At 58.3% G+C, this 16,042-nt stretch carries 14 protein-coding genes and 1 pseudogene; 8 read left to right on the top strand and 7 right to left on the bottom strand.

Annotated features, from left to right (window positions below; genetic code table 11):
• The first annotated feature begins 58 nt into the window (after window positions 1-58).
• Window positions 59-1,321, top strand: coding sequence for a diaminopimelate decarboxylase (gene lysA / locus B8P98_RS04770; RefSeq protein WP_004181191.1), 1,263 nt, complete (start codon window positions 59-61; stop codon window positions 1,319-1,321).
• Here lysA and B8P98_RS04775 read toward each other — a convergent pair.
• Window positions 1,314-2,315: a LacI family DNA-binding transcriptional regulator gene (locus tag B8P98_RS04775; protein WP_165931855.1), complete on the bottom strand. Its 1,002-nt coding sequence runs from the start codon at window positions 2,313-2,315 to the stop codon at window positions 1,314-1,316. The two genes, lysA and B8P98_RS04775, sit on opposite strands and share 8 nt — an antisense overlap.
• A 299-nt stretch (window positions 2,316-2,614) precedes the next feature.
• Here B8P98_RS04775 and B8P98_RS04780 point away from each other — a divergent pair, with 299 nt between their 5' ends.
• The 4 genes from B8P98_RS04780 to B8P98_RS04795 all read left to right on the top strand — a co-directional run bounded on the left by B8P98_RS04780 (window position 2,615) and on the right by B8P98_RS04795 (window position 6,704).
• Window positions 2,615-3,952, top strand: a complete 1,338-nt coding sequence (locus tag B8P98_RS04780) for a PTS sugar transporter subunit IIC (protein ID WP_025711290.1) — start codon at window positions 2,615-2,617, stop codon at window positions 3,950-3,952.
• 7 nt (window positions 3,953-3,959) lie between these two features.
• A complete protein-coding gene (locus B8P98_RS04785; protein ID WP_025711291.1) occupies window positions 3,960-5,387 on the top strand; it encodes a glycoside hydrolase family 1 protein in 1,428 nt (475 codons plus the stop codon).
• A gap of 67 nt (window positions 5,388-5,454) precedes the next feature.
• Window positions 5,455-6,228 (top strand): GntR family transcriptional regulator, encoded by a 774-nt coding sequence (locus B8P98_RS04790; protein WP_004205433.1) that lies wholly within the window; start codon window positions 5,455-5,457, stop codon window positions 6,226-6,228.
• On the top strand, window positions 6,225-6,704 hold the full coding sequence (locus B8P98_RS04795; RefSeq protein ID WP_025711292.1) for a GNAT family N-acetyltransferase: 480 nt from the start codon (window positions 6,225-6,227) through the stop codon (window positions 6,702-6,704). Before B8P98_RS04790 ends, B8P98_RS04795 begins: the two co-directional genes overlap by 4 nt.
• On the opposite strand, the gene galR is transcribed toward B8P98_RS04795, so the two are convergent.
• Complete coding sequence (galR, locus tag B8P98_RS04800) at window positions 6,665-7,681, bottom strand: HTH-type transcriptional regulator GalR (protein ID WP_025711293.1); 1,017 nt, start codon at window positions 7,679-7,681, stop codon at window positions 6,665-6,667. The two genes, B8P98_RS04795 and galR, sit on opposite strands and share 40 nt — an antisense overlap.
• Window positions 7,682-8,302: 621 nt before the next feature.
• Here galR and aas point away from each other — a divergent pair.
• Window positions 8,303-10,462 (top strand): bifunctional acyl-ACP--phospholipid O-acyltransferase/long-chain-fatty-acid--ACP ligase, encoded by a 2,160-nt coding sequence (gene aas / locus B8P98_RS04815; protein WP_080897062.1) that lies wholly within the window; start codon window positions 8,303-8,305, stop codon window positions 10,460-10,462.
• Entirely contained in the window at window positions 10,455-11,648 is a 1,194-nt protein-coding gene (gene lplT / locus B8P98_RS04820; protein ID WP_025711297.1) for a lysophospholipid transporter LplT, read from the top strand. The genes aas and lplT overlap by 8 nt, the downstream gene beginning before the upstream one ends.
• A 103-nt stretch (window positions 11,649-11,751) precedes the next feature.
• On the opposite strand, the gene B8P98_RS04825 is transcribed toward lplT, so the two are convergent.
• From B8P98_RS04825 to B8P98_RS30700, 5 genes and pseudogenes are all read right to left on the bottom strand, one after another.
• Entirely contained in the window at window positions 11,752-12,792 is a 1,041-nt protein-coding gene (locus B8P98_RS04825) for an NADP(H)-dependent aldo-keto reductase (protein WP_008806332.1), read from the bottom strand.
• 220 nt (window positions 12,793-13,012) lie between these two features.
• Window positions 13,013-13,231, bottom strand: a complete 219-nt coding sequence (locus B8P98_RS04830) for a YgdI/YgdR family lipoprotein (RefSeq protein WP_002915974.1) — start codon at window positions 13,229-13,231, stop codon at window positions 13,013-13,015.
• A 123-nt stretch (window positions 13,232-13,354) separates the two neighbouring features.
• On the bottom strand, window positions 13,355-14,068 hold the full coding sequence (locus B8P98_RS04835; RefSeq protein ID WP_004205441.1) for a TerC family protein: 714 nt from the start codon (window positions 14,066-14,068) through the stop codon (window positions 13,355-13,357).
• Window positions 14,069-14,130: 62 nt separating this feature from the next.
• The gene (mutH, locus tag B8P98_RS04840; RefSeq protein WP_025711299.1) at window positions 14,131-14,826 is read right to left on the bottom strand and encodes a DNA mismatch repair endonuclease MutH; all 696 of its coding nucleotides are present in this window, start codon (window positions 14,824-14,826) and stop codon (window positions 14,131-14,133) included.
• Window positions 14,827-14,914: 88 nt separating this feature from the next.
• Window positions 14,915-15,055, bottom strand: a pseudogene (locus tag B8P98_RS30700) (hypothetical protein); the annotation flags it as partial.
• Window positions 15,056-15,508: 453 nt separating this feature from the next.
• On the opposite strand from B8P98_RS30700, the gene rppH reads away from it, so the two are divergent.
• Window positions 15,509-16,039 carry an RNA pyrophosphohydrolase gene (gene rppH, locus B8P98_RS04855; RefSeq protein ID WP_004205443.1) on the top strand — a complete coding sequence of 177 codons (531 nt, stop codon included), beginning with the start codon at window positions 15,509-15,511 and terminating at the stop codon, window positions 16,037-16,039.
• Window positions 16,040-16,042: the final 3 nt, after the last annotated feature.

The following is a 16,042-nucleotide window of genomic DNA, read 5'->3' on the forward strand; positions in this document are numbered from 1 at the left end:
CACTGTGGCGTAATCGAAAAAAAACAGCGACCAACACACGCACTGCACCGGAGTTCTTATGCCACACTCGCTTTACGCCACCGATACTGACCTGACCGCGGATAACCTGCTGCGCCTGCCCGCGGAATTTGGCTGCCCGGTCTGGGTCTATGATGCGCAGATTATTCGCCGCCAGATTGCCCAGCTCAGCCAGTTTGACGTGGTACGTTTTGCGCAAAAAGCCTGCTCTAACATTCATATCCTGCGTCTGATGCGTGAGCAGGGGGTGAAGGTGGACTCGGTGTCGCTGGGGGAGATCGAGCGGGCGCTGGCGGCGGGCTACGATCCGCAGCAGAACCCAGAGGATATCGTCTTTACCGCCGATCTGATCGACGACGCCACCCTCGATCGGGTGAAGGCGTTACAGATCCCGGTGAACGCCGGCTCGATCGACATGCTGAGCCAGCTGGGCGAGGTGTCGCCGGGCCATCGCGTCTGGCTGCGCGTCAATCCGGGCTTTGGCCACGGCCACAGCCAGAAAACCAATACCGGCGGTGAGAACAGTAAGCATGGCATCTGGTACAGCCATTTGCCGGCGGCGCTGGAAGTGATGCGTCGCTATCAGCTGCAGCTGGTCGGGATCCATATGCATATCGGCTCTGGCGTTGACTATGGTCACCTGGAGCAGGTGTGCGGCGCGATGGTGCGTCAGGTCGTCGACTTTGGCCAGGATCTGCAGGCCATCTCCGCCGGCGGCGGTCTGTCGATTCCTTACCGCGAAGGTGAAGAGGCCATCGACACCGCCCACTATTATGGCCTGTGGAACCGTGCCCGGGAGCAGATCGCGGCCCATCTGGGGCATCCGGTGAAGCTGGAGATTGAGCCAGGACGCTTCCTGGTGGCCGAGTCCGGCGTGCTGGTGTCGCAGGTGCGCAGCGTGAAAGAGATGGGCAGCCGTCACTTTGTGCTGATTGACGCTGGCTTTAACGACCTGATGCGTCCGGCGATGTACGGCAGCTATCACCATATCACCGCTCTGGCGGCGGATGGTCGGGATCTCAGCGCCGCGCCGCAGGTGGAAACCGTGGTGGCCGGGCCGCTGTGCGAGTCCGGGGATGTCTTTACCCAGCAGGAAGGGGGCAAAGTTGAGACCCGCCTGCTGCCAGCGGTGGCGCCTGGGGATTATCTGGTGCTCCATGACACCGGCGCCTACGGGGCTTCGATGTCATCCAACTACAACAGCCGCCCGCTGCTGCCGGAGGTGCTGTTTGATGGCGGCAAGGCGCGGCTGATCCGCCGTCGCCAGACCATCCAGGAGCTGCTGGCCTTAGAGCTTATTTAAAAAAAGGTCCCGTCGTTACCGACTCGCGCAGCACCAGCGTGCCGGTAAACGGCGGGATCGTTTCTATCGGCTGCTGGTTAGCAAGCTTGATCGCCTGATCGATAGCCGTAGTGATCATGTTGTCGATCGGCAGATAAACCGTCGACAGCCCCGGCTCCAGCCATTTCGCGCTTGGCGCATCGTCGAAGCCAAACAGCGACACATCCTGTGGAATACGCAGCCCCGCCTGATGCAGCGCCTTTGACGCCCCCAGCGCCATATCATCGTTACAGGAAAACAGCGCGCTGAAGCGGGCCTTCTCCTCAAGCAGTTCCCGGCACAGTTCATAGCCGCGGGTCATCGTCGAGTCTCCGTATTTCACCCGGCTCGGATCCCACTCAATACCATGTTTTATCAGCGCGTTGCGGTAGCCCTGCAGGCGAGCCTGGCCGGTAGGGGTATGCATCGGGACGGTGATGCAGGCGATATCGCGGTGGCCCTGGGTAATCAGATACTCCACGGCCTGGAAGGCGGCTTCCTGCTGTTCGAAGAACACGCAGCGTTCGCGGGCCTGCGCCACATCGCGGTTAATCACCACCAGCGGCATGGCGATCGAATTAATCAGCGACATGATCGCCTTTTCGCTCATGTGTCGGGTATAGAGGATGATCGCATCGCACTGCCGGTCGGCGAGCATCTGTACCGCTTCCTCTTCGCGCTCCGGCGTGTCATGGCCGTCGGTGACGATAAGCTGCTTTCCCCAGGCCTCCGTCTGGCGTGACGCCTGCTGCAGCAGACGGCCAAAGTAGAAGCCGTCGAAGGTGGAGACGACCAGCCCGATACTGTTGCTGGTCTGATTGGCCAGCGAGCGGGCAAGGAAATTGGGCCGGTAGCCCAGCTCTTCCATCGCTTTAAAGACCTGTTGGCGGGTGCTCTCTTTCACCTGACCTGTGCCGTTCAACACGCGGGAAACCGTCGCTTTCGAGACGCCTGCGCGAATTGAGACATCCAGCATTGTAGCCATTCATCGATTCCTGATTTCACGTGGTAAGGCGCAGTTTATCACAGACCGAAAAGGGACATATCGACGGGGCGGGGCGGAAAAACCATCGCGATCACGCTTTTGGCAGGAACTGACGAGCCGGCATAGTCTGGTATGCCAAAGTCAATTTTATCGAATATTTGGGATACCACACCGTGCGTTGCGAGCGCTGTCACAGAACTATTTTTGCCTGGCGACTATGTTTTGGTATGCCAAAAGTCTCTGGCTGTTCACCTGGCCGCAATAAGCCCTTTACTCTGAGGTACTCTTTTATGGCATTACAGGACAAACTGATCGACGCGCTGGGGCGTTTCGCGACGACATTCAACAGCTATCGCTACATTATGGCGATCAAATCGGCGTTTATTACCCTGATGCCGGTGATCATCGTCGGGGCCTTTTCGGTACTGATCTCCAACATGGTGCTGGATCCAAAGAACGGGCTCGCCAGCTTTTCCTCGCTCTCCTTTCTTGCAACGCTGAAGCCCATCACCAGCGCGCTGAACTACGCCACGCTCAACTTCCTCAATATCGGCGCCGTGTTTCTGATCGGCATTGAGCTGGGGCGGATCAATGGCATCAAAAGCCTGTTTCCTGGCCTGCTGGCGGTGATCTGCTTTATCTGCGTTACGCCGACCACGGTGGAGATGATGGTCGATGGCCAGATGCACGTGGTGAAAGATGTCCTGCTGCGCCAGTTTTCCGATACCCGCAGTCTGTTCCTCGGGATGTTCATTGCCATTCTGTCAGTGGAGATTTACTGCTGGCTGGAGGGGCGCAAGGGACTGAAGATCAAAATGCCGGATACCGTGCCGCCGAACGTTTCCGCCTCTTTTTCCGCGCTGATCCCGGCGATCATCACCACCACCGCGATCGCCACCCTGGGTTTTCTCTTTCACCAGCTGACAGGGATGTATCTCTACGATGCGGTCTACCAGGTGGTGCAGCAGCCGCTGGAGCGGGTGGTGCAGAGCCTGCCGGGGATCCTGCTGCTGATGTTCGTCGCCCAGCTGTTCTGGGTGATCGGCATTCACGGCAACCAGATGATCAAGCCGATCCGCGAGCCGCTGCTGCTGGGGGCGATCACCGTCAACATGAGCGCTTTTGAGCAGGGGAAAGAGGTACCGAACATCATCACGATGCCTTTCTGGGACGTTTACATGAGCATTGGCGGCTCGGGGCTGACCATCGGCCTGCTGATTGCGGTGATGATCGCCACGAAGCGTAAAGAGATGAAAGAGATTGCCAAGCTGTCGATAGGCCCGGGGCTGTTCAATATTAACGAACCGGTGATCTTCGGGATGCCGATCATGCTCAACCCGATCCTCGCCATCCCGTTTATCCTTACCCCGCTGGTGACCGGCAGCATTGGCTATTTCGCTACGCTGACCGGCTTCGCCGGCAAGGCGGTGGTGATGGTGCCCTGGACCACGCCGCCGCTGATCAACGCCTGGCTCTCCACCGCTGGCTCAATGGGGGCGGTGGTGACCCAGCTTATCTGCATCGTCGTCGCGGTGCTTATCTATCTGCCTTTCGTCAAAATCGCCTCCCGCCGTGCCGATGCCGCGCAGCGTCAGGCCGACAATCAACAGACCGCCAACCCTGTCTGAGGAGCTTATGACTACCGTACGGATGACCATTCCCGATGATTTTATCCTTGGCGCGGCGGCTTCCGCCTGGCAGACCGAGGGCTGGAGCGGAAAAAAACCGGGGCAGGACTCCTGGCCCGATCTCTGGTACAAAAACGACCGCCACGTCTGGCATAACGGCTATGGCCCGGCGGTGGCCACCGATTTTATTAACCGCTTTCAGGAAGATGTGCAGTTGATGAAGCTGGCCGGGCTGACCCACTACCGCACCTCAATCAACTGGTCGCGCTTTCTGACCGACTATGAAAACATCACGGTGGATGAGGAGTATGCGGCCTATTACGACCAGCTGTTCGACGCGCTGCTGGCCAACGGCATCACGCCGATGATCTGCCTTGAGCATTATGAATTGCCCGGCTATCTGCTGGAAAAGTATGGCGGCTGGGGGTCGAAAAAAGTGGTTGAGCTGTTTGTGCGCTACGCGGAGCAGGTCTTTGCCCGCTATCACTCGAAGGTGACCCGCTGGTTTACCTTTAATGAGCCGATCGTGGTGCAGACCCGGGTCTATCTGGATGCCCTTCGCTGGCCCTATGAGCAGAACACCAGCACCTGGATGCAGTGGAACTACCATAAGGTGCTGGCGACCGCCAGCGTCGTGAAGCGGTTTCGCGAGCTAGGTTATCCCGGAACCGTCGGCTGCATCCTCAATCCGGAGGTGACCTATCCGCGCTCCCGTGCCCCCCATGACCTGCGCGCGGCGGAGATCTACGATCTGTTCTACAACCGCATGTTCCTCGACCCGCTGGTGCACGGGGTCTGGCCGCCGGAGCTTCTTGCACTGCTTGAGCAGCATCAGGTGACATGGGACGCCAGCGCGGAGGATCTGGCGATTATCCGCGAGCACACCGTCGATGAGCTGGGGATTAACCTTTACTATCCGCACCGGGTCAAAGCCCCATCGCGGGCCTGGCACCCGCATACTCCGTTCCATCCGGCCTGGTATTATGAGCCGTTCGAGCTGCCCGGCCGGCGAATGAACGCCTCCCGCGGCTGGGAAATCTACCCGCAAATCATCTTTGATATGGCGATGCGTATAAAAAATGACTATCGCAACATCCCCTGGTTCGTGGCGGAGAGCGGGATGGGCGTGGAAAACGAAGGCCAGTTCCGTAACCGCGAAGGCGTCATCGATGACAGCTACCGCATCCGTTTTATCAGCGAACATCTGTGGCACACCCTGCGCGCCCGCGAGGCAGGGGCCAACTGCCAGGGTTATATGCTGTGGGCGTTTACCGACAACGTATCGCCGATGAACGCCTTTAAAAACCGCTACGGGCTTATCGAAATCGACCTGCAAAACCATCGCGCCCGGCGACCCAAAGCCTCGGCGCACTGGTTTCGTCAACTGGGCGAACGGCGTGAACTGGTGCTGGATATCGATGATGAATACCGCTAGCCGGGGGGAATCTTTGCTAAGATAGCGGCGTATTTGACTCCCAGGCATGTAAGGCACAGGTGATTTTGTGGAAAAAGCGATAATTCCGCCGGAAAAGAAGCCCTATCAGGAGATTGGTGATGACCTGCGCGCCCAGATCGCGCAGGGGCGCTACCCGGTCGGGTCGCGTTTGCCGCCGGAACGCCATATTGCCGAAACCTATGGCGTCAGCCGGACCATCGTGCGCGAAGCGCTGCTGATGCTGGAGCTGCAGGGGACGGTGGATATTCGTCAGGGATCCGGGGTGTACGTCATGCGCATTCCCCACGAGAACGACAGCGAAGAGGAGCAACTGCTCAGCAGCGACGTCGGTCCGTTTGAAATTCTGCAGGCGCGCCAGCTGCTGGAGAGCAACATCGCCGCCTTTGCCGCGAAAATGGCTACCCGCGCCGATATCGACAATCTGAAGCGGATTATCGAACAGGAGCAGCGGGCTATCGCCCTCAACGACACTGCTCAGGATAACGCCCGTCTGTTCCATCTGGTGCTGGCCGGGGCGACGCAGAACCAGATGCTGCTGGCGACGGTAGAGCGGATCTGGCTGCAGATGGACAGCAGCCCGCTGTGGCAGCAGTTCAATGTGCATATTGCCAGCCGCGCCTGGCGGCTGAAATGGCTCGGCGACCGGCAGACGCTGCTTGCCGCGCTGCGGCGTCGCGATGTGATGGGCGCCTGGCAGGCGATGTGGCAGCATCTGGAAAACGTTAAAAACAGTCTGCTGGAGCTGTCCGATGAAGACGCCCCGGATTTTGATGGCTATCTGTTCGACTCGGTGCCGATTTTCCAGGGGAAGCTGGTATGACGATCCTGCCGCTGTACGCTGCGCCGCAGTTCGCCCCGCAGGTGACCGACTGGCTGTGGCACGCCTTTGGCGGCGAGACGCTGCCGCGGGAATTCTTCGCCAGCATTGTGCAGCATAGCCAGACGGCGGAGGCGCTGCCATTGACCTTTATTGCCGTGGAAGGCGAGCAGTTGCTCGGAACGATTGGCCTCTGGCGCTGCGATTTAATCAGCCGCCAGGATCTGTTTCCCTGGCTGGCGGCGCTGTACGTCGCGCCTGCCGCCCGCGGTCAGGGGCTGGCCGGGAAACTGCAGCGGCATGTGATCGATTATGCCCGCCGCGCGGGCTTTCGGGAGCTCTATCTCTATTCCGCCTGCCGGGATTTCTATGAACGCTACGGCTGGCGCTACCTCGGCGAGGGGCTGGATTACCCGGCCACCGCCGTGCATCTCTATCGCTACGACTTATCGCCTTCCTGCGGGGCGACCACCGAGTGACGGCGCACCAGCGTCGGGCTGAACAGATGGGTGATCTCCGGCGCCGGGCGCTGCTCCGCCAGCGCTAAGGCCAGCTCGGCCGCCTGGGTCGCCATGGTGACGATCGGGTAGCGGACGGTAGTCAACCGCGGGCGGACATAGCGCGAAATCAGGACATCGTCGAAGCCAATCAGCGAAATCTCCCGCGGAACGTCGATGCCGTTGTCATTCAGCACCCCCATCGCGCCGGCGGCCATCGAGTCGTTATAGCAGGCGACGGCGCTAAAGTGGCGGCCGCGGCCAAGCAGTTCGGTCATCGCCTGTTCGCCACCGCTTTCATCCGGCTCGGCAAAGGTGACCAGCCGGTCGTTGCACGGCAGGCCGCTCTCTTCCAGCGCCGCGTAGTACCCCTGCAGCCGATCTTCCGCATCGGAGATATCATGGTTTGAGCACAGATAGCCGATACGCGTGTGCCCCTGCTGGATCAGATGGCGGGTCGCCAGCCAGGCGCCGTAGCGGTCGTCCAGCGCCACGCAGCGGGTTTCATACCCGGGCAGGATGCGGTTGATCAGCACCATGCCGGGGATCTGCTGCATCAGCCCGGCGAGTTCCTCATCGGGGATCATTTTGGCGTGCACCACCAGCGCCGCGCAGCGATGGCGAATTAACTGCTCTATCGCCTGGCGCTCCTTCTGCACGTTGTGGTAGCCATTACCAATCAGCAAAAAATTGCCGGTACGGTAGGCCACCTGTTCGACGGCTTTGACCATCGCGCCGAAAAAGGGGTCGGAGACATCGCCCACCACCAGACCGACGGTTTCCGTGGACTGCTGGGCCAGCGCCCGGGCGTTTGCGTTGGGATGATAATTGAGGGTTTCCATCGCCGCGCCTACGGACTGGCGTGAGGCTTCGCTGGCTTTGGGAGAGTTGTTGATGACGCGGGAGACGGTAGCGACGGAGACTCCTGCGAGTCGGGCTACATCCTTAATAGTCGCCATACCATGCCTTTTATAGGGTAAGCGTTTACATACTGCTATGTTACGGGAAAGAGCGGCAGATTCAAGGCACAGCGGCGAAGGAATGGCGCAAATGTGATTCAGACCGGGCTAATGGGTAACTTGTTTACATTGACGCCATCGCTAATTGAAACCGGCGCAGGGAAATACAAACCTTTGCTTACACTTTGCGATGCGCTGTTGCGAATGTTCGCTGGTTTGTTCGCGGACCCGGTTGATATTCTGGCTATCCCAGAGGTATTGATAGGTGGAGTCAACGTCACGTTGACCACTTTACTTACACCAGCCTGCGCAGATGCGCAGGTTTTTTTTTGCCCGTCGTCGACGGTGTTACAGATAGCGAAAATCGTAATACCTGGTTGCACTTAGGCTCACTCCCTTGCGTTTTCCCGCTGGTCCGTTACGGGCGAAAAACGCGACAATCGAGATCCCAGAGGTATTGATAGGTGAGTTTCTTAGGTACGCTCTTCGTACTGAATGTCTTACACCAACCTGCGCGGATGCGCAGGTTTTTTTTATTCCGAAAATCTCCCCGCTGCACTGCTTTCCCATGCCTTCTCGTGTAACCTGCTTTGACTCATCAACCGGTCACATGGAGTTGTTATGCTTTTGGGATTTTTCAGACTGCTGTTCAAGGGGTTATACCGGGTCAGACTGACCGGCGACACGCAGGCTTTATACCAGCAAAAGGTCTTAATTACCCCGAACCACGTCTCTTTCCTCGACGGCATTCTGCTGGCGCTGTTTTTGCCGGTCCGACCGGTTTTCGCGGTCTATACCTCGATCAGCCAGCGCTGGTTTATGCGCGCGCTGACGCCAATTATCGATTTTGTGCCGCTGGACCCGACCAAACCGATGTCGATCAAACATCTGGTGCGCCTGATTGAGCAGGGGCGGCCGGTGGTCATCTTCCCGGAGGGGCGAATTTCGGTCAGCGGCTCGCTGATGAAAATTTATGACGGCGCCGCCTTTGTCGCCGCTAAATCGCAGGCGACCATCGTGCCGCTGCGCATTGAAGGCGCCGAACTGACGCCGTTCAGCCGGCTGAAGGGGCTGGTGAAGCGTCGCCTGTTCCCGCGTATTCAACTGCACCTGCTGCCGCCCACCCATCTGCCGATGCCCGAGGCGCCGCGCGCCCGCGACCGGCGCAAAATTGCCGGAGAAATGCTGCATCAGATCATGATGGAAGCCCGGATGGCGGTGCGTCCGCGGGAAACCCTGTATGAGTCGCTGCTGGCGGCGCAGGACCGTTTCGGCGCGCGCAAACCCTGCGTGGAGGATATAAACTTCCAGCCGGATACCTATCGCAAGCTGCTGACCAAGACCCTGTTTGTTGCCCGCATTCTGGAAAAATACAGCCAGCCGGGTGAGAAGATCGGCCTGATGCTGCCTAACGCCGGCATCAGCGCGGCGGTGATTTTCGGCGCTATCGCCCGCGGGCGTATTCCGGCGATGATGAACTATACCGCCGGGGTGAAAGGGCTCAGCAGCGCGATAGCCGCCGCGGAGATCAACACCATTTTCACCTCGCGCACCTTCCTCGATAAAGGCAAACTCTGGCATCTGCCGGAGCAGCTGACCCAGGTGCGCTGGGTATTCCTCGAAGATCTTAAAGGCGATATCACCCTCGCGGACAAACTGTGGATTTTCGGTCATCTGCTGGCGCCGCGTCTGGCGCAGGTTAAGCAGCAGCCGGAAGACGCAGCGATGATCCTCTTCACCTCCGGCTCGGAGGGCAATCCGAAAGGGGTGGTGCACAGCCATAAGAGTCTGCTGGCCAACGTCGAGCAGATCAAAACTATCGCCGACTTTACCGCCAACGACCGCTTTATGTCGGCGCTGCCGCTGTTCCACTCCTTTGGCCTCACCGTCGGCCTGTTGACGCCGCTGTTTACCGGGGCGGAAGTGTTTCTCTATCCCAGCCCGCTGCACTATCGCGTGGTGCCGGAGCTGGTCTACGATCGTAATTGTACCGTTTTGTTCGGTACCTCAACCTTCCTCGCCAACTATGCCCGCTTCGCTAACCCCTATGATTTCTACCGCCTGCGCTACGTGGTCGCCGGGGCGGAGAAGCTGCAGGAGAGCACCAAACAGCTGTGGCAGGATAAATTCGGCCTGCGCATCCTCGAAGGCTATGGCGTGACCGAGTGCGCGCCGGTGGTCTCGATTAACGTGCCGATGGCGGCGAAGGTCGGCACCGTGGGCCGCATTCTGCCGGGGATGGACGCCCGCCTGCTGGCGATGCCCGGCATTGAGCAAGGGGGACGGCTGCAGCTGAAGGGACCGAACATCATGAAAGGCTACCTGCGGGTGGAAAACCCCGGGGTGCTGGAAGCGCCTGCGGCGGAAAACCAGCACGGCGAGCTGGAAGCGGGCTGGTATGACACCGGCGATATCGTGACCTTCGACGAGCAGGGCTATGTTCGCATTCAGGGCCGCGCGAAGCGTTTCGCCAAAATCGCCGGCGAGATGATCTCCCTGGAGATGGTGGAGCAGGTGGCCCTCGGCGCGTCGCCGGACAAGATGCACGCCACGGCGATTAAACAGGACGCCAGCAAAGGCGAGGCGCTGGTGCTGTTTACTACCGATAATGAACTGACTCGCGAAGCCCTGCTGCGCTATGCTCGCCAGCACGGAGTACCGGAGCTGGCGGTACCGCGAGATATACGCTGGCTGAAACAGCTGCCGGTGCTCGGCAGCGGCAAGCCAGACTATGTCACCCTAAAAAACATGGTCGACGAGGCGGAAACAACCCATGAGTGAGTCAGTACATACTAACCCTTCGTTGTACTCGAAAGGGATGATGGCGGTAATCGGCGCCCAGTTCCTGTCGGCCTTCGGCGACAATGCGCTTCTCTTCGCCACCCTGGCGCTGATGAAGCAGCTCTATTATCCGGAATGGAGCCAGCCGGTCCTGCAGATGTTGTTTGTGGGCGCTTACATTCTTTTTGCCCCCTTTGTCGGCCAGTTTGCCGATAGCTTTGCCAAAGGCCGGGTGATGATGGTGGCCAACGGCCTGAAGCTGCTCGGCGCCGGCTGCATCTGCTTCGGCGTCAATCCGTTTATCGGCTATACGCTGGTGGGGATTGGCGCCGCCGCCTACTCGCCGGCCAAGTATGGCATTCTCGGCGAACTGACTACCGGCGATAAGTTAGTGAAGGCTAACGGACTGATGGAGTCCTCGACCATCGCGGCGATCCTGCTGGGCTCCATGGCCGGCGGGATCCTCGCCGACTGGCACGTGCTGGCGGCGCTGATCGTCTGCGCGCTGGTCTACGGCGGGGCGGTGGTGGCAAACCTATGGATACCCAAGCTGCCGGCGGCGCGCCCGGGGCAGTCGTGGCGTTTTAAGCCAATGACGCACAGCTTCTTCAGCGCCTGCCGCACGCTGTGGCGCAACGGCGAAACCCGCTTTTCGCTGATGGGGACCAGCCTGTTCTGGGGCGCTGGCGTGACCCTGCGCTTCCTGCTGGTGATCTGGGTGCCGGTGGCGCTGGGCATTACCAGCAACGCCATGCCTACCTATCTTAATGCGATGGTGGCGGTGGGGATTGTGCTGGGGGCCGGGGCGGCGGCGAAGCTGGTGACTCTGGAGACGGTATCGCGCTGTATGCCGGCGGGAATATTGATCGGTATCGCGGTGATGGCCTTTGCGGTGCAGCAGTCGCTGCTGCCGGCGTTCGGTCTGCTGTTACTGCTCGGGGTGTTCGGCGGGTTCTTTATCGTACCGTTGAACGCGCTGCTGCAGGAGCGTGGGAAACATTCGGTCGGGGCGGGTAACGCCATTGCGGTACAGAACCTGGGCGAAAACGTGGCGATGTTGCTGATGCTGGGGCTCTATTCCCTGGCGGTGAGCGTGGGCGTTCCGCCGGTCGCCGTCGGCACAGGATTTGGCGCGGTGTTTGCCGTGGCCATCGCCGCGCTGTGGATCTGGGGCCGGCGTAAATAACCTCCCGGCTTGCGCTGCGCTTAACCGGGCGACGGGTTCACCAATATCTGCTCTTCGATAGCCCGGGTAAGGCGTATACGCCGTCACCCGGGGCTTTACTTTCTTACGGTGCCGGGTAGGTATAAACCTGATGCACCGCTTCAATCTCCGCTAATACCTCTTCACTCAGCTCAAGCTGCAAACTTTCCACGTTGGCCTGCAGCTGCGCCATGGTCGTCGCCCCCAGCAGGGTGCTGGCGACAAACGGCTGCCGACGCACAAAGGCCAGCGCCATTTGCGCCGGATCGAGGCCATGGCGTTTGGCGATATCCACATAGGCCGCAACCGCTTTCTGCGACTGCTCGCTGCTGTAGCGCGTAAAGCGGCTGAACAGCGTATTGCGCGCCCCCGCCGGCTTCGCACCGTTGAGATACTTGCCGGTCAGTGTGCCGAAGGCAAGGCAGGAGTAGGCCAGCAGCTCCACGCCTTCAAACTGGCTCACTTCCGCGAGGCCGACTTCAAAGCTGCGGTTCAGCAGGCTGTAAGGGTTCTGAATGGTCACGATCCGCGGCAGGTCGTGCTTATCCGCCAGGTGCAGATAACGCATCACGCCGAAGGCGGTTTCGTTCGACACGCCAATGTAGCGGATCTTCCCGGCGCGCTGGAACTCGGTCAGCGCTTCGAGAGTATCCAGCAGGGTCACGGCGGGCGCGGCGTCAGCCCAGGTGTAGCCCAGCTTGCCAAAGCAGTTGGTTGGGCGCTGCGGCCAGTGTACCTGGTACAGGTCGAGGTAATCGGTCTGCAGCCGCTTCAGGCTGGCATGCAGCGCCTCGCGGATATTTTTACGGTCCAGGACGTGGTTGGGCCGAATGCTGCTGTCGTTATTGCGCGCGGGCCCGCTGACTTTCGAGGCGAGCACCAGCTTTTCGCGATTGCCGCGTTTCGCCAGCCAGTTGCCGACGTAGGTTTCGGTCAGCCCCTGAGTTTCCGGGCGCGGCGGGACCGGGTACATTTCGGCGACATCGATCAGGTTGATGCCATTGGCAACCGCATAGTCGAGCTGCTGATGGGCATCGGCCTCGCTGTTCTGTTCGCCAAAAGTCATGGTTCCCAGCCCGAGGGTGCTGATTTCAAGAGAACTGTGTGGGATACGGTGATACTGCATAGCCAGCTTCCTTTTTATTTATAAGGTCAGGCATTCCCCGACAAAGGAGTATCAACATGGCAGAGGGTGAGAAAAAGAGGAAGTAAAAAATCAAAAAAGCCGGGTGACGAGGAGGGGCGGTGGGTGAAACCCGCGGCGTCCTGGTATATCCCGACTCTTCTCAAAAGACTGGTGGTCGGTAAGCGCAGCGTCAACAGAAGCTGGGGCCGACAGGGAAAGATTAACGCTTAATGATTTGCGAAACGTCGTCACGATTGATCTGCATTTTATTACCCTGCTGATCTTCGTAACTGATAAGACCGGTATCGTCATCCACGGTAGGTTTACCGTCGGTCAGGATCATTCGCCCATCTTTGGTCGCCATGACGTAATCGCTGCTGCAACCGGAAACCGAGAACGCCAGTCCTACGGCGGAAATCAATACTGCCCATTTTTTCATCGTCATCACCTCTTCAGTAGCTGCACCCCATACCCGTCTATTAATAGCCTGATTTGTGAGACATAAAAAGCAGTAAAGTCTGAAAAAGGGTTGCAGCCTGTGACCAGGCTGCAATTTTGTGGTTTACAGCGGGTTTTTCTTATTACGCAGCAGGTTAAGGCTCTCCACCGCGATAGAGAAGAACATGGCGAAATAGATGTATCCCTTCGGCACATGAACGTCGAAACTTTCCAGCATCAGGGTAAAGCCGACGAGGATCAGAAACGACAGCGCCAGCATTTTCACGGAAGGATGACGGTCAACAAAATCGCCGATAGGTCGCGCGGCGAACATCATCACCCCCACCGCGATCACCACCGCCGCCATCATAATGAACAGATGATCTGACAGGCCGACGGCGGTGATGACGGAGTCGAGGCTGAAGATGATATCCAGCAGCATGATCTGCACGATGGCGCCGAGGAAGGAGTGAACGTTAGTTTTCAGCCCCTCCTCTTCACCTTCGATAGATTCATGGATCTCTTTACTGGCTTTCCAGATAAGGAACAGTCCGCCGAGCAGCAAGATCAGATCGCGAAACGAAATCTCCTGACCGAGGACGGTGAAGAGCGGATTGGTCAGCTTAACGACCCAGGCGATAGAGGCCAGCAGCGCCAGACGCATGACCATCGCCCCCATCAGACCGATCCGCCGCGCATGGGCGCGCTGGGCGGTAGGTAGCTTGGCCACGACCAGAGAGAGAAAAATAATATTATCGATCCCGAGCACGATCTCCAGCAGCGTCAACGTGCCCAGCGCCAGCCAGGCGTTAGGATCGGTTATCCATGCAAATAACATTGTTCAAAGTCCTGCAAAATAGAAAGCAGCAATTATATGCAACCCCAACGCAGAACAAAAAATTAATCGTGTTGTAACAAGAAATGGCGGGCGAGCAGGGCGGCGGTAAAATTCTTTTTCAGATAGAAACCGCGCGGCAACGTGAGGATCGTCTCGCCGCGGGCGCCGATGGCTTCGGTCAGCGCCTTGCTGTTGGCGGCTTTCGGTCTTAACTGCAGCACCTCGCCGTGGCGGGCGGTTATGCGCTCTACCTCACCGAGGACAATGAGATCCATCAGTTCTTCCCAGTCCATGCGCAGCTGGCGCTCCTCATCTTCGTCCGGGCTCCATAACAGCGGTGCGCCGACGCGCCGCGCCGCCAGCGGGATGGTGCGTTCACCCTCCACCGGGATCCACAGGACACGCTGCAGCTTATGTCGTACATGGCTGCTCTCCCAGGTGACGCCGCTATTGCCGGTTAACGGGGCGACGCAGACAAAGGTGGTCTCCAGCGGGCGTCCCCGGCTGTCGATGGGGATCGTTTTGAGCTCCACCCCCAGCGCGGCGAAGTCCTGCTCGGGTTTACTGCCCGCGCTGGCCCCCAGCCATAGCTCCAGCAGAATGCCCGTCCAGCCTTTATCACGCTTCAGATCGCGGGGAATGGGGATCCCCGCCAGCGCCGCCAGCTCGCCCAGCGAATAGCCGGCCAGCTGGCGGGCCTGGGCCAGCAGCTGTTCCTGACTTTGCGGCGGTGAGGAGAGGGGAGCGATAGCGGGCATAGGGCAATACCTTTGGTTAAAAAGTGAGCGCTAATTTCGCGCGTTGTGGATAGAGTTTACCGTTTTCTGAGTAACTATACCAATCACATGATTTATATGACTTTTTAAACTTATCAGGCCGCTGATGAAAACCGTGAAAATGGGTTTTCCAGAACTGGTCACTGACAATAAACAGGATCTTACACCATGTTATCCACAGAAAAGTGGGATAACTGGGGAAAAGCCCCACTACTGGTTCGATTTACAGCCTTGACGTGCGACGAAAATCGAAATTTTAGAGAAAATCTGCCCGCGGCCTGCGCGTAATCTGTGGATAAAATCGACATTGCTCGATCTTTCATCAGTCGCCGGATCGCATATGTGATGATCGTCACGTTATGCTGTAATAAGTGAAAGGAATATATTCTAACTTAATGAATATGCTATCATTATTTTAAGGTGCTAGCGGTGCGATGTTCGGATTACTCCGGGTTTTCCCGGGTTAATTCCGTACTTCTTCACAACTCTATCCACAGAAAAAGTGAATAAAATGGGGCGTCACGCACTTTCATTGTTTATAACTCTGGCAATTACTGTGAGTTATTCAAATGTTATCCGTTCTCAGTGTGCGAACAGAGTGGTTTACCGTTTCCGGCGAGTGTGAAACAATCATTCACATTGAAGCTTATCTTGAGGTAGTCCGGTGATTGATGACGATGGCTACCGCCCAAATGTCGGTATTGTAATCTGTAATCGTCAGGGCCAGGTGATGTGGGCCCGACGCTATGGTCAGCACTCGTGGCAGTTCCCGCAAGGGGGCATAAATCCAGGAGAATCCGCAGAGCAGGCGATGTATCGGGAGTTATTTGAAGAGGTCGGGCTAAGCCGTAAAGATGTGCGGATCCTGGCCTCGACCCGTAACTGGCTGCGTTACAAGTTGCCTAAACGTTTGGTGCGTTGGGACACAAAGCCGGTTTGTATCGGCCAGAAACAAAAGTGGTTTCTTTTGCAGTTGATCGGCAACGATGCGGACATCAATATGCAAACCAGCAGTACACCTGAATTTGATGGTTGGCGCTGGGTGAGTTACTGGTACCCGGTTCGCCAGGTGGTGTCGTTCAAGCGCGACGTCTACCGCCGGGTGATGAAAGAGTTCGCCAGCGTGACCATGTCGCTGGCGGAGAGTGCACCTAAGCCGCAAAGCGCGCCTGCTTATCGACGTAAAAGAGGTTAAGCC

Source organism: Klebsiella quasivariicola (assembly GCF_002269255.1).
Taxonomy (GTDB): Bacteria; Pseudomonadota; Gammaproteobacteria; order Enterobacterales; family Enterobacteriaceae; genus Klebsiella; species Klebsiella quasivariicola.

Coding starts and splice junctions, on each gene's coding strand:
- lysA (WP_004181191.1), top strand. CDS start 59: ATGCCACACTCGCTTTACGCCACCGATACTGACCTGACCGCGGATAAC.
- B8P98_RS04775 (WP_165931855.1), bottom strand. CDS start 2,315: ATGCTGGATGTCTCAATTCGCGCAGGCGTCTCGAAAGCGACGGTTTCC.
- B8P98_RS04780 (WP_025711290.1), top strand. CDS start 2,615: ATGGCATTACAGGACAAACTGATCGACGCGCTGGGGCGTTTCGCGACG.
- B8P98_RS04785 (WP_025711291.1), top strand. CDS start 3,960: ATGACTACCGTACGGATGACCATTCCCGATGATTTTATCCTTGGCGCG.
- B8P98_RS04795 (WP_025711292.1), top strand. CDS start 6,225: ATGACGATCCTGCCGCTGTACGCTGCGCCGCAGTTCGCCCCGCAGGTG.
- galR (WP_025711293.1), bottom strand. CDS start 7,681: ATGGCGACTATTAAGGATGTAGCCCGACTCGCAGGAGTCTCCGTCGCT.
- aas (WP_080897062.1), top strand. CDS start 8,303: ATGCTTTTGGGATTTTTCAGACTGCTGTTCAAGGGGTTATACCGGGTC.
- lplT (WP_025711297.1), top strand. CDS start 10,455: ATGAGTGAGTCAGTACATACTAACCCTTCGTTGTACTCGAAAGGGATG.
- B8P98_RS04825 (WP_008806332.1), bottom strand. CDS start 12,792: ATGCAGTATCACCGTATCCCACACAGTTCTCTTGAAATCAGCACCCTC.
- B8P98_RS04830 (WP_002915974.1), bottom strand. CDS start 13,231: ATGAAAAAATGGGCAGTATTGATTTCCGCCGTAGGACTGGCGTTCTCG.
- B8P98_RS04835 (WP_004205441.1), bottom strand. CDS start 14,068: ATGTTATTTGCATGGATAACCGATCCTAACGCCTGGCTGGCGCTGGGC.
- mutH (WP_025711299.1), bottom strand. CDS start 14,826: ATGCCCGCTATCGCTCCCCTCTCCTCACCGCCGCAAAGTCAGGAACAG.